The sequence below is a fragment of the Polaribacter litoreus genome (assembly GCF_054584775.1).
Window position 1 is genome coordinate 15,394 of sequence record NZ_JBTLRD010000023.1, and the last position, 26,255, is coordinate 41,648.

Annotated in this window: 13 protein-coding genes; 12 read left to right on the forward strand and 1 reads right to left on the reverse strand. The window is 31.1% G+C overall.

Features of this window, described 5'->3' with window-relative positions; translation table 11 throughout:
- Positions 1–117 precede the first annotated feature (117 nt).
- Positions 118–1,134 carry a family 43 glycosylhydrolase gene (locus ACW9UN_RS15795; protein ID WP_459487332.1) on the reverse strand — a complete coding sequence of 339 codons (1,017 nt, stop codon included), beginning with the start codon at positions 1,132–1,134 and terminating at the stop codon, positions 118–120.
- A 350-nt stretch (positions 1,135–1,484) separates the two neighbouring features.
- Here ACW9UN_RS15795 and ACW9UN_RS15800 point away from each other — a divergent pair, with 350 nt between their 5' ends.
- From ACW9UN_RS15800 to ACW9UN_RS15855, 12 genes are all read left to right on the forward strand, one after another.
- The gene (locus ACW9UN_RS15800) at positions 1,485–3,743 is read left to right on the forward strand and encodes a carbohydrate-binding protein (RefSeq protein WP_459487334.1); all 2,259 of its coding nucleotides are present in this window, start codon (positions 1,485–1,487) and stop codon (positions 3,741–3,743) included.
- Between the two features lie 91 nt (positions 3,744–3,834).
- Positions 3,835–5,217 carry a sulfatase-like hydrolase/transferase gene (locus ACW9UN_RS15805; protein ID WP_459487335.1) on the forward strand — a complete coding sequence of 461 codons (1,383 nt, stop codon included), beginning with the start codon at positions 3,835–3,837 and terminating at the stop codon, positions 5,215–5,217.
- A 14-nt stretch (positions 5,218–5,231) separates the two neighbouring features.
- Positions 5,232–6,428, forward strand: coding sequence for a sialidase family protein (locus tag ACW9UN_RS15810; protein WP_459487336.1), 1,197 nt, complete (start codon positions 5,232–5,234; stop codon positions 6,426–6,428).
- 215 nt (positions 6,429–6,643) lie between these two features.
- The gene (locus ACW9UN_RS15815; RefSeq protein ID WP_459487337.1) at positions 6,644–10,654 is read left to right on the forward strand and encodes a hybrid sensor histidine kinase/response regulator transcription factor; all 4,011 of its coding nucleotides are present in this window, start codon (positions 6,644–6,646) and stop codon (positions 10,652–10,654) included.
- 383 nt (positions 10,655–11,037) lie between these two features.
- Positions 11,038–14,124: a SusC/RagA family TonB-linked outer membrane protein gene (locus tag ACW9UN_RS15820; protein ID WP_459487338.1), complete on the forward strand. Its 3,087-nt coding sequence runs from the start codon at positions 11,038–11,040 to the stop codon at positions 14,122–14,124.
- Positions 14,125–14,206: 82 nt separating this feature from the next.
- The gene (locus tag ACW9UN_RS15825; RefSeq protein ID WP_459487339.1) at positions 14,207–16,006 is read left to right on the forward strand and encodes a RagB/SusD family nutrient uptake outer membrane protein; all 1,800 of its coding nucleotides are present in this window, start codon (positions 14,207–14,209) and stop codon (positions 16,004–16,006) included.
- Positions 15,960–19,130, forward strand: coding sequence for a SusC/RagA family TonB-linked outer membrane protein (locus tag ACW9UN_RS15830; RefSeq protein ID WP_459487340.1), 3,171 nt, complete (start codon positions 15,960–15,962; stop codon positions 19,128–19,130). The genes ACW9UN_RS15825 and ACW9UN_RS15830 overlap by 47 nt, the downstream gene beginning before the upstream one ends.
- A 13-nt stretch (positions 19,131–19,143) precedes the next feature.
- The gene (locus ACW9UN_RS15835) at positions 19,144–20,805 is read left to right on the forward strand and encodes a RagB/SusD family nutrient uptake outer membrane protein (RefSeq protein WP_459487341.1); all 1,662 of its coding nucleotides are present in this window, start codon (positions 19,144–19,146) and stop codon (positions 20,803–20,805) included.
- 25 nt (positions 20,806–20,830) lie between these two features.
- A complete protein-coding gene (locus tag ACW9UN_RS15840) occupies positions 20,831–21,775 on the forward strand; it encodes a glycoside hydrolase family 16 protein (RefSeq protein WP_459487342.1) in 945 nt (314 codons plus the stop codon).
- A 130-nt stretch (positions 21,776–21,905) separates the two neighbouring features.
- Positions 21,906–22,718, forward strand: coding sequence for a T9SS type A sorting domain-containing protein (locus tag ACW9UN_RS15845; protein WP_459487343.1), 813 nt, complete (start codon positions 21,906–21,908; stop codon positions 22,716–22,718).
- Positions 22,719–22,875: 157 nt separating this feature from the next.
- Positions 22,876–24,309: a sulfatase-like hydrolase/transferase gene (locus tag ACW9UN_RS15850; protein ID WP_459487344.1), complete on the forward strand. Its 1,434-nt coding sequence runs from the start codon at positions 22,876–22,878 to the stop codon at positions 24,307–24,309.
- A gap of 48 nt (positions 24,310–24,357) precedes the next feature.
- Entirely contained in the window at positions 24,358–26,010 is a 1,653-nt protein-coding gene (locus ACW9UN_RS15855; RefSeq protein WP_459487345.1) for a right-handed parallel beta-helix repeat-containing protein, read from the forward strand.
- Positions 26,011–26,255: the final 245 nt, after the last annotated feature.

Consider the following 26,255-nt stretch of genomic DNA (forward strand, 5'->3'; position numbering starts at 1 on the left):
ATTTATGTGCTCTTTTTATTTTGTAAAAACAAAACTAATGTTTGATGTGGCAATAGAGGTGGTGAATTTATTCAATGAGATGGTAAATACAGTCATTATAAAATAATCTGTATTTATTTACTTTTTTGGGGTAAACAAACTCAAATCCCATTCTTTATACCAACGGATCTCCATTTTGCCATTTCTAGTAATTGTAATTGGTAGAAAAACATATTCTGAGTTTGAACTTCCTCTTCCATTCCATCTGTCTCCCATATACATGTAAGCATCTTTATACCCTGGAATCTTGAAAATATAACAAGGTTGAGAATTAAAAGAGTTATTGCCTACATCACCAATAAAAGGGTTTCCTTGGTTTTTATAAGGCCCCATTATGTTTGAAGCAGTGTAATACGTACCAGAATTAGGTGTCCAACCAGTACAATCACTGGTTAGTAAATAAAATGTACCATTTTTTTTAAGGATGCTAGGTCCTTCGCAATGGGCATCAATATCTACATCATTAGTAGTGGTGCTTAAATAATCTTTAGACAATTTCACTATTCGAATCGTTTCATTAATGTGGCCTGCAGCATAACCAATGTATGCTGTACCTGTTTCAGGGGCTATATACATACCAATATCTCGAGATTCATTTCCATTTGGTCTGTAATGATCTTTTAAAACGAAAGGTCCAACAGGGGTTTTGCTTACAGCAACACCAAGTTCTGCAATACGATAATTTTTGCCATTTAATACACCATCATAATGAAACCACATTACATACTGGTTTTTAATTTTATCATAAATTACCTTGGGGCGTTCAAAAACTTTAATGTTTCCTTTTTCAATTACATTGCCTTCGTTTTTCCAATTGTACAAGTCTTTAGAAGAGTAGCAGGCTGCACCTCTTGGTTCTCCACGTCGTTCACCATACCAATAATAGGTTTTTTTATGTGCAACATAAATAATATTACCACCATGACAATCTATATGAACGCCATCTGTATCTAACCATTTACCTCCAGGAGTAAAAGAATTGTATTTAATAGGCTGTTGTGCATGAGTAAAAAAGTATAGAAAAATAGTTATAATAACAAAGTGAAATAATTTGTTTGAGGCTATTTTTTTTACAATAGATTTTATATTTATCATAACATTTATTTTTTTGAGAAATTGCAGGTCTTTTTCAAAACTAAAGATTAAAAACCCTTTTTTAGTTTTCATATAAATCAAAAATATAGTCAATATGATTAAGTTTAGTTGGTTTTTAAATTAAACACCTACATCATCGTTATTTTTTAGATGGATGTATGATTAGATTGAAAAAAAGTTTGTTTATTTTATAATTAATCTACTGATTGTGAGTTTTTTTAGCTTTTTCTAATTGATTTTTTAACGTTATAGACCTTTTTTTTGACCTAAAACTCCAATAGGTTTCAGTTATTCTCAATTAACTTTACGTACTCAAACGTACATCAATGTTAAAAAATATACTTTTTTTTTTGTCAATCACAATAAGCCTTTGTATTTATACGCAAAACACATATTATTTTAGTAGTTCTATTGGAAATGACAATAACGTTGGTAGCGAAACAAGCCCTTTTCAAACTATTGTAAAATTAAATAGTTTACCTCTTAAACCTGGAGATAAAATTTTGTTTAAAAGAGATGATGTATTTACAGGTCAAATCATAATTTCTTATTCTGGTTCTATTGGCTCTCCAATTATTTATAATAGTTATGGCACAGGAAATTTACCTATTTTAAGGGCAAGCAATGGCGATAATGGAGTTGCAGATCCAAGAAGCACGATAAGAATAATTGGCAAAGAATATTTGGAGTTCCATAACCTGCAAATAGAAAATGAACGTTTTGACACTGATGGAAATTCTTCTAATGATGATAAATCTTATGGAATTTACTTTCAAAGTTTTTTAACCCTACCACCGTCTAAAGATTTTGAAGACAGAAACCTATTCAAATATTTTAGATTTAGTAATCTTCGTTTTCAAAATATCTATTCGATTAGTAGTACAAATACATCTTTTAATAGTATTAGGACTTCTGGATTGCATTTTTTTGATGCCTTTGTTAATGATGTAATTGTGGAAGATTGTTTTTTTACAGATATTGAAAGAACTGGAGTTTGGTTAAGACGATACGGATCTGATATTATTATTAGAAACAATTCTTTTATAGATATTGGTGGCTCTGCTACTATTTTATCGCAAACTAAAAGGGTTTTGTACGAAAATAACATCATGAGATTTACGGGTTCTAAAACAGATTCTAGAATGATAGGAAGAGGAAGTGGTATGTGGGTTTTTGCATCAGACAATGTTGTTGCGCAGTACAACATCTCTCAACATGCAAGAGGTGCAGGAGATTCTTCTGGCATGCATGTAGATTATGGAAACACCAATATACTATATCAATACAATTATTTAGAAGATTCTGCTGGTGGTTTTTGTGAAACTTTGGGAGATAATGATAATATTATTTGGAGGTATAACATTAGCGTAAACGAAGGAACAGAAGAAGGTGGAGGAAAAAATAATTTACTTTGGGTTAATGATTATGCAGGTACAAATAGAAAGATAAAAAGTAAAAATATATTTATTTATAACAACACAATTTATCAAGGTAGAGATTATAAAAATGTAATAGCTGATTCTAAAATTTTACTTGTTGCAGAAGATATTAATTTTTTGAATAATATTATTTATTTGGAACCGAATGCCAAATTAGGGATAAAAGATTATGAGTTTAATGTGGGTTCATCAAATTTTAAAAATAATTTGTTTTTTGGAGGTACAATTTCTACTGCATTTAAAAATTTAGATGCTACTAGGTTAGAGGTAAATCCTAGTTTTAATGTACCTAAGTTGAGGTACTTTTCGGGTTATAGCATTCAAACTTCTAGTCCTGTTATTGCAAATGGCCATCGTTTTATTGAGCCAGAGTTTCCTTTGGCAGGTATTGGTATTTTTAAAAATATTACATCAAAAGCAACCAAAGATGTTTTTGGTAACTCTGTAAATCTAGCAACAAGTACTAATATTGGTGCAGATAATAGTAAAGGTATGCCTTCTGTAAATGTAGTAACTTTTGAGGCAGAATCTGGCAATTTTGAAGGAGGCGCAAATCAAATTAACTGTGTAAACGCCTCTAATGCTAAAGCTGTTAATTTTCAAGATAATGGCGAGTCGCTTACCTTTAATGCTATTGATGTTTCCGAAAATGGTGACTATTTAATTACAGTTTATTATTTAAATGCTTTTAAAAGTTCATTAAAAATAGCTGTAAACAACAACGAGCAAGAAACAATTATTTTACCAGCTTCAGACGCTTATTGTTTTCAATCGGGTAATCCTACTTCTTTTTCTTTTGTACAAAAACTAAATACAGGGCTGAATTCAATAAGATTTGAAAATGGCATTTTAGATAAAATAGAAATTTTAGACGTTTCTAAAACAACTCTTAGTTTAGAATCACAATTATTAAACACAAAAAAAGAACTCCTTTATTTAAACAAAACTGTTTTTAAAAGTACAGAAAATATTAAACTCAATTACTTAGACATTAATAGCATTAAAAAAACAAAAGTAACCGTATACAATACAAACGGAAGTTTATTATTCAAAGAATCTTTTTTAGAAAATTCCATGCAATTTAGTGCAAGTAAAATAGGCAAAGGTGTAAAAATTATTGTTGCAGAAATGGGAGGGTACACTCTTGTTAAAAAAATAATAGTCTATTAAATTAAGCTTTTAAGTGGTTTTTTAAACATCATTTTATAAAAGCAAAACCTGAAATCAACAAGATTATTTTTAACAACTTAACTTTATTAAAATGAATAAAAAAAACTTATTTTTTTTGTGTTTTGTATTTTTTATGATTGGCCATTGTTATACCCAAACCAATATAATAGCAAAAAAATATAATCGTAAAAAACAACAAAAACCCAATGTTATTTTAATAATGGCAGACGATATGGGAATTGGCGATTTATCTTTTTTAAATAATGGCTTAACCAATACACCTTCATTACATAAGTTGAAAAATGAAAGTGTTTTTTTTACCAATGCTTATTCATCTTCGGCGGTTTGTGCACCAGCAAGGGCTGCTTTATTAACGGGAATGTATCCTCATAGAACAGGTGTAGTAACTTTAAATTCAGAAAAATATCCCAAACTTACCAGAATAAAAAAACAAATACCAACACTAGCGAATGCCTTTAAACAAAATGGTTACAAGACAGGGTTAATAGGAAAATGGCACACAGGAGTTGGAGAAGATTATCATCCGTTACAAAGAGGGTTTGATATTTTTGAAGGTTGGTTACAAGCAAAACAAATACCCACATATTTTAACTATACTTTAGAATCTAATGGTTCGCAAGTTCATCAATCTAATAAATATTTAACGAGAGATTTATCTGAACGCGCCATAAATTTTATTCACAAAAACAAAGAACATCCTTTCTTTTTGCATTTAGCACATTATGCACCTCACAGGCCCATTGGTGCACCAGAGGCTTACATAAAAAAATATCGAAAAAAAGGGTTCGATAACCAAACTGCAACAGTGTACGCAATGATTGAAATTGTAGATGAAACTATTGGAAAATTACTACTAGAATTAAAGAAATTGAATTTAGAGGAAAATACAATTGTAATTTTTACGAGTGATAATGGGCCAGATCCAATGGTTCAAAAAAGATTTAATTTAAATTTTAAAGGGTCTAAATACACAGTTTATGAAGGTGGAATTCAAGTACCTTTTATGATGAAATGGAAAAACCAATTAGTACCATCTGAAACCGATAAAATTATTACGTTTATAGATGTATTGCCAACATTAGTCAAAATTTGTGATTTAAAATTTAGCACGCCTTTTCATATAGATGGCAGTAGCTTTTTAAACGATAAGAACACTATAAGTGCTACAAAAAAGCACAAAGAATTTTATTGGCAATGGAATCGATATTTGCCTAATTATAAATTTAATGCAGCAATACAAATAGACCAATGGAAATTGGTAAGACCTTTTACCACCAAAGAAATTCCAAAACCAAATACAGATTTACCAGCAGTTTTATATCACTTAAAAACAGACCCTAAAGAGCAAGTTGATTTAGCTAAAAAATATCCTAAAAAAGTAAAAAAACTAACAAAATTATTAGATCGCTGGACGCAGAAAATTGAGAAGGATCGAATAAATCTTAAAGATTAAATATTTACTAAAATATGACCACAAAACACACACACATTATAAAACAATTTTTTATTTTATTCTTTATAAGTTTTAATATATGTAAAGCACAAACCCAAAACAAAATTGAAGATATAGGAGTAGAAATTAATCACTCTAAAGCAAGCTCTAAAATTTATTTAGGTAGTCCATCTATAATCATACTAAAAAATGGGCACTACCTAACATATCATTGTGAAATGGGACCAAATTCTAAGAACACATCACATCCCACAGCACATATTTACCTTTCAAAAGATAAAGGAGTTACATGGCAAAAACAATCAACATTAAACAACATTGTATGGGCCAACCTTTTTTTGCATCAGGATATTATTTATGCAATGGGAGTTTCTAAAGTATATGGAGATTTAGTCATCAGAAAAAGTACCGATAACGGTTTAACTTGGACTCAAGCTAAAGATGATAAATCTGGACTTTTAAGAAATGATTTAGAATACCATACAGCCCCAGTTCCTATGGTTACACATAAAGGTAGAATATACAGAGCTGTAGAGGTTAGAAACCCTGGTTATGGTTGGGGTTTTAATTTTGAAGCCTTACTTATTTCTGCACCAATAGATTCTGATTTATTACAGGCAGAAAATTGGGTAGTATCTAACAGGTTACACTTTGATCAACGATGGCTAGGAACTGCATGGTTGGAAGGTAATGTAGTTGTTACCCCCGAAGATAAATTAGTAAATATTCTTAGGGTTCACTATCAAGAGCATGGTGGAAAGGTTGCCAAGGTACATTATGATGTCAACAAAAACCAAATAAGTTATAATCCAGATAAAGATTTTTTGAATTTTCCTGGAGGCTCAAAAAAATTTACCATTAGGTATAATGAAAAAACAAAACGGTATTGGACGCTATCCAATCATATAAAAGATATTGGGTATAACCCAGAAAGAACACGAAATTGTTTAACCCTATCTTCTTCTAAAGATTTAATGAATTGGCAAGTACATAAAGAGGTTTTATATCATCCAGATTTAGAAAAACACGGTTTTCAATATGCAGATTGGCAGTTTGATGGTAATGATATCATTACAATTATTAGAACTGCTTATGATGATGAATTTGGTGGTGCAGATAACCAGCACAATAGCAATTATATGATTTTTAAAAGAATAAAAAATTATAGTGAATCGTCTAAAAACACAATAGCTACCTATTATAATTTTTAAATTAATAAGTAGAATGGTAAATTTTTAAAATAGTTTATTTTTGTGGATAATATAATTTTTATACCTTTTTTTTAAGTATTTAAAAATATGTATATTGGTTTTGTAAGAATTGTTAATTTTAATTAGATGTAATATTAGTTGAAATAAAATGAATCTTGAACAATTTAAATGAAGCAAGTGTTTTTTTGCCAACATTAAATGAATACTTTTTTAAAATGATGAAACATACAATTATTGCATTACTTTTTTTATGCTCTACGCACCTTTCAGCTCAAAAAAATGATTTTAATTATGTTGTAGATTTTATAACTACAGAGCAAGGTTTATCACACAACTACACCACCAGTATTTTAAGCGATGATTTAAATATAAAATGGATTGGTACAGAAAATGGTATTACAAAATTTAATGGGTACGATTTCGAATACATTAAACCCAGCTCTGTATATAATGAGCTGTTAAATGAAAATATTGAAGTACTTTTTAAAGACTCAAATTCTAACATTTGGATTGGAACAAAAACAGGAGGCCTTTCTGTTTTAGACACAGAAAACAACCGCATTAAAAACTATAACAATTTAATTGATTCTAGTTATGATGAAAGCCTAAGAATTACAGCATTGGCAGAAGATAAAGAGGGTAATATATGGGTAGGTACATGGAAAAATGGATTGTTTGTTATAGATATCAACAAAAAAAAACAAATAAGACACTACAATAGTAGCGTTGCCACATACAGCATTACAAGAGATTTTAAAAACAATATGTGGTTTTGTAATGGTAATAATTTACATTTTTTCAATTCTTCAAACAACGCTATCCGTACGTTTAAAATTCCTGGCCAAATTACAGACATATCAGCAGATGTAAAGCGTAATAAAGTTTGGGTTTCATCTTCTAAAAAAGACACAAAAATATATGCCTTCAATTACAAAACAGATGCTATAGAATCATTAGAAACTGGGGTAATTAGTGATTTTTCCAAAAAAATTTCTTTAGATAAACACAATAGAATTTGGTTAGGAACTTGGGGGAGAGGGGTTTATAGAAGTAACGATAGCCTTACTGAGTTTGTTGAAATTGATTTAGTTTCAAAAAATCCTGAAAAAATCAAAGACAATTATAAAACAATATTAGACATACACCACGATACCAATAATGTTACTTGGATTGCTACAGCAAACGGAGGTATTGTTAAATTGCTAGAAGGTAATGGTTTTAAAAATGCCAATAAATTTATAGAAAATAAAGAATTAAAAGAGCACTTAAACTTTACATCTATACATAAAAACGAAGATAATATTTTTCTAGGAACCCTTTTTAGTGGTTTATTTTATGGTAAAGATTTTTCTAATTTAAAACAAATTAAGGCAATTGGAAATACAAAAGTAAATGCTTTATATCAACACAAAGAAAAACTATATATAGGGGTAAAAGATGGGTTTTATATTTATGATTTAAATTTAGAAAAAATTATATTTTTTTCGAAACGAATCAATAAAGTAACCGCTTTTTTAATTAAAAAAAATACCATTTACATAGGTAGCCAACAGCAAGGAGTTGCTGTTGTTGAATTAGCAAATATTAACAAGCCTAAAAAGTATGCTATTTATTCGATATTCAAAAAAAATAAAAATAGAATAAAAAGCAATCGTGTAACAGCTATTTTAAAAGATACAGACAATCGTGTATGGATGAGTACATACAATGGCTTGCATTTATTTGATGAAGAAAAAAAAGAATTTATACATGAATCATCACTATTAAGTGATAAATCAACTAGTGGTATCATTAATTCATTTGCAATAAAAGGTCGTTTTATTTGGTTAGCCACCCCCAATGGTTTGATAAAGTTAAAACATCAAAATGGTAAATTAACACAAGAAAATACACTTACTAAAAAAGAGGGTTTAAATAACGATTTTATTTGCTCAATAACTTTTGATGCTAGCTATAATTTATGGTTAACAACCCATACAGGCATTGTAAAGTATAATGAAGCAAATGCATCTATTACTAGCTACGATGCTACAAATGGTATTAGAACAACTTCATTTAATAACCGAAGTTTTTATAATTATAATGATGAATCTATATATTTTGGTGGTATTGATAATATTACTTTTTTTGAGCCTTTAAAAATTAAAGATTTTAAAAATATACCAGAAATTATATTTACAGGGTTACGAATTAATAACCAAATAATTGATTTTAATACGCATAAAAAAATTCTGGATAAAAGTTTTAATTATGCTGATAAAATAAAATTAACATATCAAGACAATTATTTTTCAACCCGATTTGCAGCCAATGATTTTTTGGGTCCTTTAAACATTCAATATAGATATTTATTAGAAGGCTATCATAACGAGTGGATAAATTTGCAAAATAGAAACGAAATAAACTTTGCTGGTTTAAACCCAAAAAAATATACGCTTAAAGTACAAGGAACTAGAGATGGGCAAAATTGGAGCCAACCTAAAGTATTAGATATTTATCTAGAAGGATCTCCTTGGAAAAGCCCTTGGGCAATACTAATATATAGTTTCATATTATTAAGTATTGTTGCATATTTAATTAGGTCTAACAACTATAAATTAAAATTAAAAAGTAGTTTAGAAATAGCCAGAATAGATAAAGAAAAAGAATTGGAATTGAGCGAAGCAAAACTTAACTTTTTTACCAATATATCTCATGAATTTCGAACTCCTTTAACCTTAATTATAACTCCTTTAAAAGAACTACTAGAAAGTAAAAATTTATCAGATAAAGTTTATAAAAATCTGGCAATAATAGATAGAAACTCAAATCGGTTGTTAAACCTTATCAATCAATTGTTAGATTTTCGAAAAGCAGATAATGGGTTGCAGGCAATACAAGTTTCGCACGGTAATTTTGTTAGATTTTCTAAAGAAGTTCACCTTTATTTTAAGCAATTGGCAAAATCTAAAAATATCAAATACAAATTTGTATCAGATGAAGAAGAAATATTTTTTCCGTTTGATAGAAATAAAATGGAGATTGTTTTGTGCAATTTACTATCTAACGCTATAAAATACTCTAATGCAGGAGATAAAATAACCATGTCTATAAAACGTAAAGATGGGTTTTGTATCATTTCTATAAAAGATAACGGAATTGGTATGAATGAAGAGGATTTAGATAAAATTTTTGATCGCTTTTTTCAAATCAAATCAGCAAATACAACTAGAATGATTGGAAGTGGCATTGGCTTGGCTTTTTCTAAAAAAATTATAGAACAACATCATGGAACAATAAACGTTAAAAGCAAAAAAAATATAGGAACAGAATTTACCATTAAACTCTCTTTAGATTCTAGTTTATATCAAGGAGAAATTAATGAAAGCTATATCAATACAGATAACATGAAAGCCTATGGACCTTTATCAAATGTACACGCAATAAGAAGTTTAAAAAACACGACCAAAGAGCATAGTGTGCTTATTATTGATGATAATCTAGAAATACTCAATTATTTAGAAGATATTTTAAGTGATACGTATCATATACTAAAGGCAGATAATGGTAATACAGGGTTTACTATTGCTACAGAAGAAATTCCAGATTTAATTATCAGTGATGTTATGATGCCAGAAAAAGATGGCATAACACTTTGTAAAGAGTTAAAAACTAAAATAACAACCTCTCATATACCTGTTATTTTGTTAACAGCCAGAACATCATCAGTTTTTGAAATAGAAGGCCTTCAAACAGGTGCCAACGATTACATTACAAAACCTTTTAATGCTAGTGTAGTAAAGGCAAGAATAGCTAGTTTATTAGAAAATAGAGAAAAAGTAAGAGCGCATTTACAGAATAAAATACGATTTGAACCTACAGAAACAGTAAATATAGACACAGATATTGAAAACACCTTTATACACAAAGCTATTTTGTTAGTAGAAGAAAATATGGAAAACTCTAATTTTGGTATTAATGATATGGTAGACAAATTGCATATGAGTCAATCTACCTTATATCGTAAAATAAAATCGCTTACAGGTCTATCATTAACCGCTTTTATAAAATCTATTCGTTTAAAAAAAGCAGCTTATTTAATTTTAGCCTCAACAGATATGAACCTAACACAAATTGCTAGCGAAGTTGGTTTCAACGATTATAAATACTTTAATGTGTCATTTAAAAAACAGTTTAACTGTTTGCCATCTCAATACAAAGAAAAAAACTCCAAAAGCCAAGGTTAAGGTACTGTTTTCAGTAAATTAATCTATTCAACCAATTCTTTGACTTATTTAACCCACCCTTTTTTTTATGTTTTTTAGAATTTTGAAACAGGGATAAAACCATTTTTTTCAGTGATTTTTTTAAACCAAAAATTAATAGTTAAAATGAATAAAAAAACAACTTTTTCAAAATTAGATGTAAAAAGAAATGCAATAGATAATGTCCTAATCAATCTTATAGATTATTAAATTAAAAAATACAGTACTCACAGCAAAGCCTCTTAAATTTTCTTGTTAGGTAATTCTAATTTAGACGATTATGCGCTAACTAGTAGGTTTTGCTAAAAAACAACCAGAGATAATATTTCAATTATTGATTCGCTTAGCGAAAAAAACTAAAAACAATGAGAGTTAAACAAAAACGATTTTATTTATTTCTAATCCTATTAGCTTCATTAAGCATAAATCATTCCTTATGGTCTCAAGATATTAGTATTAAAGGAAAGGTGGTAGATAGTGAAGGAAACCTACTTCCAGGTGTTTCAATAATAGAAAAAGGAACCACTAATGGTACTACAACAGATTTTGATGGTAATTACAATTTATCAGCTTCATCAAAGGGTATATTAGTTTTTAATTATTTAGGTTTCGAAGTTAAAGAGGTGTCTATTAATGGCAAAAATAATATTGATGTTGTCTTAAATTCTAGTACAACAGATTTAGAAGAAATTACTATAGTAGCTTACGGAGAGCAAAAAAAGACTACTGTAACAGGGTCAATAAGTACAATAAAGTCGGCAGAGCTTGTGCAATCTCCAGCACCTAACGTTGCAAACTCTTTAGCAGGTAGGGTAACAGGTTTGTCTACAGTTCAATTTTCAGGACAACCAGGAGCAGATAATCCTAATATTTATTTACGTGGAATCGGTTCTTTGTCTGAAGGAAGATCAACCCCTTTAATGATTGTTGATGGTGTAGAACGATCTTTTATGTCTTTAGATCCTAACGAAATTGAAAGTATATCTATTCTTAAAGATGCGTCTGCTACTGCTGTGTATGGTGTTAGAGGTGCAAATGGTGTTATTTTAGTAACTACCAAAAGGGGTAAATTCGGAAAAGCAAAAATATCAACAAGTTTTTCAACTGGTATTCAAGAGCCTACAAGATTATTAGATTTTGCGGATAGTTACACCTATGCTCAGCGTTATAACGAGGCTCAATTAAATGACGAACCCAATATTGATCCTGCCAATCTTAAATTTTCTCCAGAGGCATTAGAAGCATTTAGAACTGGTTCAAACCCAATATTATACCCCAATACAGATTGGGTAGATTATCTTTTAAAACCAAATGCACAACAAACACAAGCAAATATTAATATTTCTGGTGGTACCGAAAAGGTAAAATATTTTGTATCTCTAGGAATTTTAAATCAAGATGGTTTATTTAGAACATTTGAGTCTGATTACGATTATAACTTTTCTTTTCAAAGATATAACTATCGCTCTAATTTAGATATTAAAGTAACCAATACCACAAAATTAGGAGTTACTATTGGTGGTCAGGCCAGAGTAACAAATCGTCCAAACACAAAGAATAATTTTAGTGAATTGTTTAGAGATATTTATTGGTCTGTACCATTTTCAGGGCCTGGTATTGTAGATGGTAGATATATTTTAAATGGTGATTTTTACATTCCTGGTAACAAAAAGGATGGTTTAGATCCATTCTATGGTCAAGGATTCTCAAATATTTTAAATAACAGATTAAATATGGACCTTGATTTGGTTCAAGAATTAAATTTTATCAAAGGCTTAAAGTTCAGAACTAAATTTGCCTACAATACAGCCTACACTCATAGTAAAAATAGAAATTCTTCAGTAGCAAGTTACACACCTATTTTTCTTAGAGATATAGATCAAAATGCCGACCCTAATAGCAATGAAATTGTTTACCAAAGAAATGGTCAAGATGGTAATTTAACCTATGGTGAAGGCTATGGTACAAGTAGAGACTGGTATTTAGAGGCAGGTTTAAATTATAAAAACAAGTTCGGTTATCATAATGTTAGTGGTTTGCTATTGTATAATCAACAAAAAAGATATTATCCAGGCCAGTTTACAGATATTCCTCTTGGTTTGGTGGGTATTGTTGGTCGTGCAACCTATGATTATAAAAATACTTATTTAGCGAACTTTAGTATTGGTTACAATGGTTCAGAAAATTTTGCTAAAGGCAAACGTTTTGGTGTTTTTCCTGCGTTTTCTGCAGGATGGGTAATGACAAATGAGCCTTTTATGGAAAATCAATCCGTATTAGATTTTATGAAAATACGTGTATCATATGGTCTTGTTGGTAATGATAGAATTGGAGGAAATCGTTTTCTTTATCTTCCAAATAGTTTCGATCCAACCAGTGGAAACTACAATTTTGGTACAGATACACCATTTAATCAACCTGCAGCAAGTGAAGGACAAATAGGAAACCCAGATGTTACTTGGGAAACTTCCGAAAAACAGAATTATGGAATAGAACTTAAATTACTTGACAATAAATTAGGCTTAAATGTCGATTACTTTATAGAAAACCGTTCAGATATTTTAGCTTTTAGAGGTACAGTGCCAGCCTTTGTTGCTTACGATTTACCTGCTGTAAATATTGGTAAAGTGCAAAATAAGGGTTTCGAAATTGAATTAAAATGGAATCATAAAGTCAACAGCGATTTTAATTACTGGATAAACGCAAATGTATCTAATGCCAAGAATAAAATCGTCTTTCAAGATGAAGTGCCTCAAACAGAAGATTATCTACTCAGAACAGGAAATCCTGTAGGACAACCTTTTGGGTATATATTCGATAAATTTTATAATGATGCAGATACTGGTAATGATGCACTTCCAGATCACCTATATAACTTAAAGCCGGGTGATATGGTTTACAAAGATTTAAATGGTGATGGAATTATTAACCAAGATGATCAAAGAGCAATAGGTTATCCTGTATACCCAATGTATAATTTTGGACTTAACTATGGCTTTCAATACAGAAACTTTAGCTTAACGATGTCTTGGGCAGGAGCCACAAATACATCTAGACTTTTAGCAGAAACTTATCGTGTAGCATTTGGGGCAACTTTAGATCGATCATTATTACAATATATGGCAGATGGACGCTGGACACCAGAAACTGCAGATACAGCCACATACCCAAGAATGACGCTTACTGGTAGAGCTAATAATACCAAAAACTCAGATTTCTGGCTACGTGATGCTTCATACATTCGATTAAAAAACCTCGAAATGGGGTATAACTTCAAAAATCAATTTTTGAAAAAAATGGGCATTGGTAACTTAAAAGCATTTTTAAATGGTACTAATTTAATTACCATCTCTAAACTAGATATTACAGATCCTGAAACAAGAACAGGTAGCGACTCAGTATATCCGCTAACTAAAGTGTATAATTTTGGTTTAAGAGTAAACTTTCTTTAAACAAAAGAAATTAAAAAAGAGGATAACGAACATTTATAAAGCAATACATAGCAGAAAATTAGATATAAAGAAAAATAATTTAATGGATGTTACAATTGATAATAAAAAATATAAACAAATGAAAGCAACTAGAATAATTTATATGATTACCATGCTAGCGCTAATTTTAAGTAGCTGTGAAAAAGTAGAGTTTGGTAATGATTTTTTAGAAAAAGAGCCTAGTGTAGACGTTACTTCAGACACCATATTTAATTCGTTAGAGTTGTCTCAGCGTTATTTATGGCGCGGATATTCTACATTACCTTACGGATTAAATACCAATTGGTCTGCAAAAGGAAATAAATTAGGTATGGATATTTTAGAATCGCTATCAGATTTGAGCCATACTTTTATGCCATGGGGTGGTGTAAATCAACTTTACTACAATGGCCAATATTCTGCAGCAGTAGAAAACAATGATGCAAGGGTAAAGTATAGCTATACCAAAGAACAAAGTTGGGATGGAATAAGAATAGGATGGAATTTTATAGAAAATGCAGATCAAATTCCAGACGCAACGCCTGAGTATATAGCACAGTTAAAAGCAGAGGCAAAAATGATTATTGCACTGCATTACACAGATATGTATCGTAATTTTGGAGGCCTTCCTTGGGTAGATCATGCTTATACTCCTACCGAAAATACAGATTTACCAAGATTAACATCAAAAGAAACTATGAATAATATAGTGGCACTTTTAGACGAAGCTATTGCTGATTTACCTTGGGTTACAAATGACCCAGCCAATTGGGATGGACGCTTTAACAAGGCTGCAGCAATGGCTTTAAAAGCAAGAGTGTTGCTTTTTGGAGCAAGTCCTTTATTTAATGACACTCAGCCATATCTTTCAGGTGAAGCTTCTGATAAAAATTATACTTGGCATGGAGGTTATGATCCAGAATTATGGTTACGTGCAGCTGAAGCATCTAAAGAATTGTTAGATAAAATTGCGCTAGAAGGGGGCTATGCACTTAAAAATACAGGAAATCCAAGACAAGATTTTCAAGATGCTTATTACGATAGAGGTAATGGAGAGGTGTTAATTAGTACTAGAGTTAGATATAGAACTGGTTTTCGTTTTGATGGGCAATATTATTTTTATCAAAGTGCTGCTGGTTATGGTACAGCCTGTCCTACTAAAGAATATGTAGATATGTTTCCAATGGCAGACGGTACTCCAATTAATTCACCAGGTTCTGGCTGGGATCCCAATGACCCCTGGGCAAATCGTGATCCAAGACTTTATGAAACAGTACTTGTAAATGGTGATGATTTTAAGGGTAGAAAAGCAGAACTTTGGATAGGTGGACGCGAACGTAGAAATATTAACTTTAATGGCACCAGATCAGGGTTTGGTATAAAGAAATTTCTATTAGATCAAAATGCAGCCACTTCTTTTCAGTCTGTTGTGCATTGGCCATATATGCGTTTGGCAGAAGTATACCTCTCTTATGCAGAAGCTTTAAATGAGGCAAATGGTGGTCCAACACCAGAAGCATACGCAGCAGTAAATATTATAAGAAATCGTGTTGGTTTAAATGATTTGGCATCAGGGTTATCTAAAGAAGCGTTTCGAGAAGCTGTTTTGTTAGAAAGAGCTCTAGAGTTTGGTTATGAAGAAGTTAGATGGTATGATATAATTCGTTGGAAAAATGAGGAAGCTTTTACAAAAGCATTGCATGGAGTAAATACTACAAAACAAGGTAATACTTTTTCTTATGAGGTGTTCGAACTTCCAGAACGTTATTGGCAGAGTAATTTTTCGCCAAAATGGTACTTAAGCGCATTTCCGCCAAATGAAATTAATAAAGGCTATGGCTTGGTACAAAACCCAGGGTGGTAATACATACAATTTTGAATATACTAATCAACATCAAATGAAAAATAACAAACTAGAACAATTAAATGACAGCGATTCAAAATATAGATATATGTATAGTTCTACTGTTTCTCGTTTTCAAAATTTATTAATGTCTACAAATCATAAATCTCTTAAATTTTTCTCTTTTTTAGTACTAATTATTTCTTCTCAAGTAATTTTTAGCCAAAATAAAGAGGTTCAAATCTCTGTTTTAAATGACTTTGGAAAACCTTTTGAATCTGTTCGCATTCAACCTTTAAATAGCATTATCGGGTCAGTAGTAACCGATAAAGAGGGTAAAGCTACTTTAAGTATAGATTTAAATACATTTATAAAGTTGTCTTTTGCTGATATGCAAAAAACAATCGAAGTAAAATCGCCAGAACTTAAAGTAAAATTAGGCAAATTAGATAAAGAAATACAACTGGGTTTTGGTATGTCTAAATCAGCTCAAGAAATTACCTCATCAATAGATATTGTGTATTTTAATAAGCTAGAAAAAAGCTCATTAAACAATCCTTCAGAAAGTCTGTATGGTCAATTATCGGGCTTAATGGTACTTCAAAATGCAAATGAACCTTGGAGTAGAACACCAAATATTAATGTTAGAGGTAGAGGTACCTTGGGTAATAATGCCCCATTAGTAATTGTTGATGGTTTTGAAAGAGACTTACCCTCTTTATCTCTAGCAGATATTCAAAGTGTTTCGGTTTTAAAAGATGGTACAGCATTAGCTAGATATGGCCAAAGAGGTGCAAATGGTGTTATATTGGTTACCACAAAAAAAGGAGAATACAATTCTTTTAAAGTAGAGGTTTCTTATGATCAAGGTTGGAATTTTCCCTTACGAGAACCTAATTTCTTGAATGCTTTTGATTATGCGAATGCAGTAAACCAAGCTAGCATTCTTGATGGTAATGAAGCAGTATACTCTAACCAAGATTTAATTGCATTTCAAACAGGTGAAGATCCATCATTGTTTCCAAATGTAAATTGGTTTGATGAAACTTTCAGATACTTTGGTACAACAACAAACATCAACACCAGTTTTACAGGTGGTGGAAAAAACATTAAATATTTTGCATCTCTTAATTATCAAAATGAAAGAGGTTTATTCGATAATACTACTTTAGATGAACGTTATGATAGTCAGATAAAATACGATCGATTTAATTTTAGAACAAACCTAGATATCGATTTAACAAACACCACAAAATTCATTGTAAATATAGCAGGAAATATTGATGGTAGAACAGAACCTGGGGCAAGAGTTAGTGGTGTAATGGATGCGCTTTATAGTGTGCCTTCTGCAGCTTTTCCTGTAACTACACCAAATGGTGAGTGGGGAGGTACAGAATTTTATGATAACAATCCTGTTGCGCTAGTTTCTTCAACAGGTATTCGTCAACCCAATGGAAGACAAATTGCAGCGAACGGTCAAATTATCCAAAATTTGAATGGTTTAATAAAGGGCTTGTCTGCAGAAGTTGCACTAGCTTATGATAATGAAGTTAATTTTTTTGAGAGAAGATTGCGTGGTTTTTTGTATGAAAGTTTATCTTTTACAAGAGACCCAAATACTGGAGAAATCAACAATACATTTTCTAATATTTTTGGTAACGAAACAGATTTAAACTTTGGTAACAGTTTCGGAAATCAAATGCGTCATGCAACATTGTATGGTAAACTCAACTACGAAACTTCTGGTGAAAATAGTGAGTTTAACACATCTGTAATGTATCATCAAGATAAGCGTGTTATACAAGGGCAGTACAATACATTTCTACGTCAAAACCTTATGGCTTCTGCCAGTTACTCTTACCAAAATAAGTATTTTATAGATGGTGTACTTTCTTATGCAGGAAGCAGTGTTTTACCAGACGGAAATCGCTTTGGGGTTTTTCCTGCTATTTCTGCAGCATGGGTTCTAAATCAAGAAAATTTCTTAAAAGAAAATAAAATAATTGATTATCTAAAATTACGTGCCTCTTGGGGTATGAGCGGAAATGACATTATGTCTCCAAACCTAGACGACCAAGCTTTTACAGGTGGAGGAGGGTATTTCTTTACAAACAATAATAGTAATTTTGGGGGTATTAGAGAAGCGCGTTTAGCATCACAAGGGCTTACTTATGAAAATTCTATAAAAACCAATATTGGTGTTGATATGGAATTACTGGGTGGTTTGTCATTAAAGTTTGATGCATTTTACGATAAGCGTAAAAATATCTTAGTGGGTACAAATGGTGCAATACCTTCTTTAATTGGGGTTGCAACACCAATAGAAAATGCTGGTGAAGTTAAAAATCGAGGAATTGAAACATCACTTTTATGGAAAAAAGAAATTAATGGTTTCAAGTACTTTATTGGGGGTAATTTTACCTTTGCACAAAACGAAATTGTTGAAATGAATGAAGAGTTTCAACCTTTCGATTACTTAAAACAAACGGGTAATGCAATTGGGCAGCAGTTTGGTTTACAGAGCCTTGGTTTCTTTCAAAATCAAGATGATATCAATAATAGTCCACAGCAATTATTTTCTGATGTAAGACCAGGTGATATCAAATATAAAGATCAAAATAATGACGGGGTTATAGATAACCTTGATATTGTACCCTTAGGTTTTTCTGATAGTTATCCAGAAATGTATTATTCGTTAAACTTCGGATTTGAAATGAGAGGTCTTGGTGTAGACATCCTTTTTCAAGGAATTGCAAACCAAACAGTATTTTTAAATACAAAGAGTACCTTCTGGGCATTGCGTGGCAATAATAATATTACTGATTTTTCTGCCAATAGTTGGACCCCAGAAACTGCAAGCACTGCAACGTTACCAAGATTATCCTTATTAGAAAATGAAAATAATTATCAAAAAAACGATATCTGGTTAGCCAAAGCAAATTATCTAAAATTAAGACGCTTTGAGGTGTACTACAATTTTCCTAAAAATGTAATAAGCAAACTAAAAATGAAAAAAGCTAAAATATACGGACGAGGAATGAATGTGTTTTCTATCGATTCTATTAGAGAAACTGATCCAGAAGCTACAGGTGTTGGGTATCCATCACTTGCATCTTACCACCTAGGAGTTAAACTTGAATTTTAATAAATAAGTAATTATGAAACTACTAAAAAATAGAAACTATTTCCTACTTACTTTGCTGTTACTGTTAGCTAATAGTTGTGAGTATCTAGAATACGACGAAACATCATTTAATAGAAAAGAAGATGTATTTACAGATTTTAATCGATCTAAAAACTTTTTAACTGCAATTTATAACTACTTGCCTACAGACTTTAATAGTATAGATGGTGCCATGCGTGCATCTGCATCAGATGAAGCTGAACATGTATTAGATTTATCAAACATTCAAAGATTTAACCAAGGTAGATACAGTGCACTTCAACCCATAGATAATGTTTGGGGAAATATGTATTCGGGCATAAGAGCTGTAAATATGTTTTTAGAAGAAACAGAAGGTCAGGAGTTTATAGAAGATCAGTATAATTTAGATTACGATGAAATTATAGAACAATTTAAAAACTATCCTTACGAGGCAAGGTTTTTAAGAGCTTACTTTTATTTTGAGCTTTTAAAACGATATAAAAATATACCCTTAATAACAAAAGTACTAACTCCAGAAGAAGCTATAAATGCAAAGCAAAGTAGTTTTGATGAAGTAGTAAGTTTTATTATTAGTGAGTGCGATGCTATTTCTTTAGAACTTCCTGAAAGTTACATAGGTTTTTCATCATCATCAGAAACAGGTAGAGTTACTAAAGGCGCTGCTCTTGCACTAAAAGCACGTTTGTTACTGTATGCAGCTAGCCCATTGCATAATACCAACAACAACAGTTCGTTATGGGAAGCAGCGGCTATTGCAGCAAAAGAAGTAATTGATTTAAATGTTTATAGTTTAGAGAATAATTATGCCAATATTGTAAATAATTACACCAGTAATGAGTTGATTTTAGAACGACGTGAAGGAAATACCAACGGTTTTGAACGTAGAAATTTTCCAGTAGGTTTTGAAGGTGGAAACACAGGTACTTGCCCAACTCAAAATTTAGTAGATGCTTATGAAATGCAAAGTAATGGGCTGCCTATAACAGATCCTGCTTCTGGTTACGACCCAAATAATCCGTATTCAGGTAGAGATCCTCGTTTGCAGCAAACTGTCATCACTAACGGATCTACCTGGAAAGGTCAAACTGTACAAAGTTTTATTGGAGGCACTAATGGAAAGCCAATAACCAATGCAACAAAAACTGGCTATTATCTTAAAAAATATGTAATTGAAGCTATTAATTTACAGCCAACAAATACAACAAGTAGAGAGCATACTTGGGTATTGTTTAGGTATGGAGAAGTGCTTTTAAATTATGCAGAGGCAATGAACGAAGCCTACGGACCTGAGAATGCAAACTCTCTTGGTTTAACAGCCCTTGAAGCGGTAAACTTAATAAGGCAAAGAGCAAATATGCCCAACTTTCCATCTGGCTTAAGTCAAAATCAATTTAGAGATAAACTTAGAAATGAACGTATGGTAGAGCTAGCTTTCGAAGATCATCGCTTTTGGGATATACGTCGTTGGAAAATTGGCCAACAAACCACAGATATTTATCAAATGGAAATAACACCAAATAATACAGGGGGTGGTTTTGTTTTCGAAAAAAAATTATTAGAAGTAAGGGCATTTGAAGATCGTATGAATTTGTACCCAATTCCGCAAGCAGAACTTTTTAAAAATAGAAATCTAACGCAAAACATAGGTTGGTAATAATCATTAAAATTAAAACAGCTGTATGAAAAGCTATCTAATCATATTTTTCATTTTTGGAATAGGAGTAGCCTCTTGTGAAAGACAATTTGAAGCCAATAAATTCGACTTTGAAGATATTCAAGATACTAACATAAATTTGGAAAACTCATACTCAGAGTATTCGCCAGATAAAAGAGAGCCATTAACATATTCTGGCTATGAATTAGTTTGGAATGAAGAATTTGATGTAGATGCTACAAGCGTAGATTTAAATGACTGGAATATTGAACAAGGGTTTAAACGAAATGAAGAGTTGCAATGGTATCAAAATAATACCACTATCAAAGAGCATACTTTAATCATAGAAGCTAGAAAAGAAACCGTTTCAAACCCTAACTATAACCCATCATCTAGTGATTGGAAAAAAAATAGAGCATCAGCAGAATATACTTCTACTAGTATTACAACTCGTGGAAAGCATAGCTGGAAATATGGCAGGCTAGAAGTTAGAGCAAAAATACCAACAGAAAAAGGTGCGTGGCCTGCTATATGGACTTTAGGTACAAATGGTGAATGGCCTTCTAATGGAGAGGTAGATATCTTAGAGATGTACTTAAAAAACGGTAATCCCTCTATACTTGCAAATTTTGCTTGGGGAACCAATCAAAGATGGAAAGCTTCCTGGAACAGTTACACTAAGCCTTTGAGTGAATTTATTGCTGCAGATCCTGATTGGAAAAATAAATTTCATGTATGGAGGATGGATTGGGACGCCAATACCATGAGTATTTATTTAGATGATGTATTCTTAAATAGCCACAGTACCCAGCAGTTGAATGCAACAACAAATTTTGGAGGTGTTAACAAACCTTTTAATCAAAAACATCATCTACTCTTAAACTTGGCGATAGGTTCTAATGGAGGAAACCCAGATCAAACTCAGTTTCCTTTGCAATATGTTATTGATTATGTTAGGCTATATCAATAAAAGCTAATGAATATCATAAGCTAAGTTTTAATTCAATTAAAACAAAGATTTATCAAAAAAATAACAAAAAACTGTTGTGATTGCAACAGAAATTACAAACAAGAATATTAATTATTAAATTTTAGAAATTATGAAAAAAGTTACTTTATTATTTGCATTATTAACCATATCATTAAGCTTTGGGCAGTCATTGCCCATTACTAATGGAGGGTTTGAAACTGGAGACTTAACTGATTGGGCAGGCTTTGGTACAGCTGTAGTAGAAGCAGATGGTGTTGTAGGAGCAGGTACAACAAAAAGTGGAACCTATGCAGGAAGAATTAACAATTGGGGAGAAGGTGCTTCTATGGCGAAAGACTTTGATGTAGTTCCAGGAGAAACTTACATCGTTAATTTTTGGTTTACAAATCAGTTTTTTTACATAAGTACAAATGCGAAAGTTAGAAATTATACAGGAGATACTAATGGAGACTTTATAGCGTTAACACCTATTGTAGCTGATGGTGGTGGTAATGCAAATAACTCAGAAAACTATCAGTGTACAATATCAGATCAAAACCCTTCTTTTGATTGGAAAGAAGCTAAGTTTTCTTTTACTGCTCCAGTAGGGGTAACAAAGGTAAGGTTTCAATACTATAGCCAAGTAGGTGCGTTTAAATATATTGATGATTTTTCGGTGACTAAAGAAACAACAGCTTCAGTAAAAGATCAACAACAGCTTGATTTTGTATTAAGCCCAAATCCTGCTAATGATTTTATTAAAATTTCATCGGAAGAAAATATCAATAAAGTAGAAATATACAATTTATTAGGAAAATTAGTTTTCAAACAAAACATGACTGCTAATAAACAAATAAATATAGCTGACCTTTCAGATGGTGTATACATTATAAAAGCTTCTAATAGTAAAGCGGTTGGTACTTATAAATTGATTAAAAAATAGGAATATTTTTTAATCAAGGTTTTATTTACAAATGACAGAGCTTGCTTTTTTTATTTAAAATAAAAAGATACCTCTGTCATTTTTTATTGAAAATATTTAAACAAATAGATATGAAGCCAACAATTTTATTTTCGTTTACGTTTCAAAAATATCTAATATGATTAAAAGTCTTTATTTACTGGGCATTGTTATTGTGTTATCATCTTGTATGAGCAACAAAAAGAATGATAAAATAACTGGTTTACAAAATCAAAATATTAATAAACCGCCAAATATTATAGTTGTTTTGGTAGATGATGCAGGCTATATTGATTTTGGTTTTATGGGTAGCAAAGACTTGCAAACACCTTATATAGATAGTTTAGCCAAAAGTGGTGTTGTGTTTACAGATGCTCATGTAACTGCAACAGTTTGTGCGCCTTCAAGAGCAGGATTAATTACAGGTAAATACCAACAGCGTTTTGGTTTTGAGGCAAATGGAACAGGGTTTGGTAATTCTGGTGAAATTGGATTGTCTGATAACGTTATAACAATAGCAGATGTTTTCAAAAAAAATAATTATAAAACCATAGCTATAGGGAAATGGCATTTAGGAAGCGATGCTTCAGACCATCCTAATAAAAGAGGGTTTGATGAGTTTTACGGGTTTTTAGCGGGTGGTAGATCTTATTTTCCGATGAAAAATCCGTCAAAAAAACACATGCTTCAGCAAAATGGAAAGCAAGTTTTTTTTGACGGTTATCTCACAGATGTTTTAGGAGATCGTTCTGTAAGTTTTGTAGAAGAAAACAAAAGCAATCCTTTTTTTATGTATCTGGCATATAATGCAGTTCACACACCTTTGGAGGCTAAAGAAGAAGATTTATTGAAATATAAAAATCATCCAAGGCAAAAATTAGCTGCCATGACTTGGTCTTTAGATAAAAATATTGGCAAACTTCGTAATAAACTTAAAGAGTTGAGTTTGCTTGATAATACACTTATATTTTTTTTAAGCGATAATGGTGGGGCGCATAATAACTCATCAAAAACGGGGCCTTTAAAAGGCTGGAAAGGGAATAAGTTTGAGGGTGGACATCGTGTGCCATTTATTATGAGTTGGCCAAAAAAAATTACTGAACAACAAAATTTTAATGGTTTAACATCGTCATTAGATATTTTTAGTACTTCAATGGCTGCTGCTGGTATCGAAATAAATAAAAATTTATTGTTAGACGGTACCAACCTGTTACCTTATTTATCTGGTAAAAAGAAAGGCAATCCTCATAAAAAACTATTTTGGCGAAAATTAGATGAAGCTGCTGCTAGAATGGGCGATTATAAATTGATAAGATTAAAAAACTATGGAAGTGTGCTGTACAATCTAACTAATGATTTGGGCGAAACGAATAATTTAATTACCAAAGATAGCCTAGCTGCTAATCAATTGTTGAGAAATTTATCGAATTGGGAGTCTAAAATGATAGCTCCTCTTTGGCGAGAAAGCAAAGCCTGGGAAGAGGTAACTTATCACATACACCTACAGCTTATAAAAAATAAAGAGGTGTTATTCAAAGATCCAAGAGGTAAAAAAAGCCTTCTGAGTCACTAAATTTTAAAAAGATAAAATATTTAGCAATAACTTTAAATACAATTAATTATGCCAAAGCTGTCACTTAAATTTAAAATTTCCATTTTAGTAATCTTTTTTTCTAGTCATTTTTGCTTGTTGGCTAAAGATTATTATGTGCATCCTACTTTAGGAAACGATACTAATTTAGGAACTTCAATCAAGGATTCTTTTAAGACATTAAACCAATTAAAAAATATTAAGTTACTGGCAGGAGACCGTATTTTTTTAGCTTCTAATCAAATATATGAAGGCAACATTATTTTAAAAAACTTGCAAGGAACCAAAGAAAATCCAATACTTATTAATACCATTTCATGGAACTCTAGCAACTCTGTTATTCCTGCAACTATCAACTTTAAAGGAGCGCCAAACGGAATTTTAATTGAGGATTCTAGCTACATTACGATTTCTAATGTACAATTAACAGCAAATGGCTTTTATGAGTACTCTAAAAAAGTATCTAAAATGAGATGTGGTATTTTGGTAACAAACAAACAATCAAAACACATGACAAACATCAGCATAAATAAAGTGTTTGTTTTTGATGTTTATTACGAGAATAAAGGTTTTGTAAGAGGCAAAAAAGAAGTTAAAACGGCTAACGGAACTCAAAAATACGGATGGGGAATTCGAGTTATTAATTCAAATCTTAATGGTTTTATAGATGATATTCGTATAGAAAATTCACATGTTAAAAGCGTATCTCATACTGGTATAAAATTAACTGGCAAAAAGAAGAATATCACTAAAGTTTTTATTAATGATAATAGACTAGAAGCAACTGGTGGGCCAGGTATTCAAATGTCTGGTGTAGCGCATGTAATAGTTAAAAATAATACAGTTACACATTCTGGTAGTTTTGATGACTCTAGAAAATGGGGACGTGGAAGTGGTTTATGGACGTGGAGCGCCTCTTACGTACTTATTGAAAAAAATAAGTTTTTGTATGCTAATGGCCCTGGAGATTCTGCAGGTGCTCATATAGATTTTAATTGCGATAATGTAGTGCTTCAATATAATTTAAGTGCTTATAATGCTGGGGGTTTCTGTGAGATACTTGGTAATAACTACAATTGTGCATATCGTTACAATATCAGTATTAACGACGGTCACAGAGTAAAGGGGGTTAATGGAGCATTTCAAGAAGGTAAAATTTTTTGGTTAAGTGGTTATCAGGGAACCAAGAAAAAAAGAAAAGGCCCAGTGAACTCTTATTTTTATAACAATACCATTTACTCAGATGCTAGCATTGTTTCTAAAATAGCCATAGATAATACAAGTAAAGGTATTTTAATTGCAAATAATATTTTTTATTTACAAGGTGCATCTAAAGCAGTTTTAGGAGATCAATACAGACCAGATAAATTAAATAATAAAGGGGTAGAAAACGTGATTTTTAAGAATAATTTATTTCTTAATAAACAAAACTGGCCTAAAGAAATAGGTATTACAGATTCGAACCCAATTTATGGAAATCCATTATTTGTAAATCCTGGAGGAATTAATTTACAAGATTATATTCCTAAAAATAAAAACTTGGTACTAAAAAAGGGTATTAAAATTACATATTTACCAAAAGATACAATTGGATTGTTACAAGGTTTTAATCTTGATTATGATATTTTAGGCAATACTATTAAAAATAAACCTAGTCTTGGAGCAATTTTATATATTGAGTAGTATTTTCTAAAAACCAATTAAATATCATCGGTAATGCTGTCAAAAATAGTTGGTGGTTTTGAAGATAATTATTTTTATATTATCGACATTAATCTTAAGTGGACTTAAGCTCTGCTGAGGAGCTACTTATTAGCAATAAGATTAATCTTATACAGAAATAAAAAGGACGACACTTTCCCATCAAGTGTGTAAGTTAAAAATTACAGGATTAGATTTTTCATAGTTTAATCCTGTTTTCAAATATA

Excerpts from the sequence above, each read along its gene's own strand:
- ACW9UN_RS15795 (WP_459487332.1), bottom strand. The coding sequence starts at position 1,134 with ATGATAAATATAAAATCTATTGTAAAAAAAATAGCCTCAAACAAATTA.
- ACW9UN_RS15805 (WP_459487335.1), top strand. The coding sequence starts at position 3,835 with ATGAATAAAAAAAACTTATTTTTTTTGTGTTTTGTATTTTTTATGATT.
- ACW9UN_RS15810 (WP_459487336.1), top strand. The coding sequence starts at position 5,232 with ATGACCACAAAACACACACACATTATAAAACAATTTTTTATTTTATTC.
- ACW9UN_RS15815 (WP_459487337.1), top strand. The coding sequence starts at position 6,644 with ATGATGAAACATACAATTATTGCATTACTTTTTTTATGCTCTACGCAC.
- ACW9UN_RS15820 (WP_459487338.1), top strand. The coding sequence starts at position 11,038 with ATGAGAGTTAAACAAAAACGATTTTATTTATTTCTAATCCTATTAGCT.
- ACW9UN_RS15825 (WP_459487339.1), top strand. The coding sequence starts at position 14,207 with ATGGATGTTACAATTGATAATAAAAAATATAAACAAATGAAAGCAACT.
- ACW9UN_RS15830 (WP_459487340.1), top strand. The coding sequence starts at position 15,960 with ATGAAATTAATAAAGGCTATGGCTTGGTACAAAACCCAGGGTGGTAAT.
- ACW9UN_RS15835 (WP_459487341.1), top strand. The coding sequence starts at position 19,144 with ATGAAACTACTAAAAAATAGAAACTATTTCCTACTTACTTTGCTGTTA.
- ACW9UN_RS15840 (WP_459487342.1), top strand. The coding sequence starts at position 20,831 with ATGAAAAGCTATCTAATCATATTTTTCATTTTTGGAATAGGAGTAGCC.
- ACW9UN_RS15845 (WP_459487343.1), top strand. The coding sequence starts at position 21,906 with ATGAAAAAAGTTACTTTATTATTTGCATTATTAACCATATCATTAAGC.
- ACW9UN_RS15850 (WP_459487344.1), top strand. The coding sequence starts at position 22,876 with ATGATTAAAAGTCTTTATTTACTGGGCATTGTTATTGTGTTATCATCT.
- ACW9UN_RS15855 (WP_459487345.1), top strand. The coding sequence starts at position 24,358 with ATGCCAAAGCTGTCACTTAAATTTAAAATTTCCATTTTAGTAATCTTT.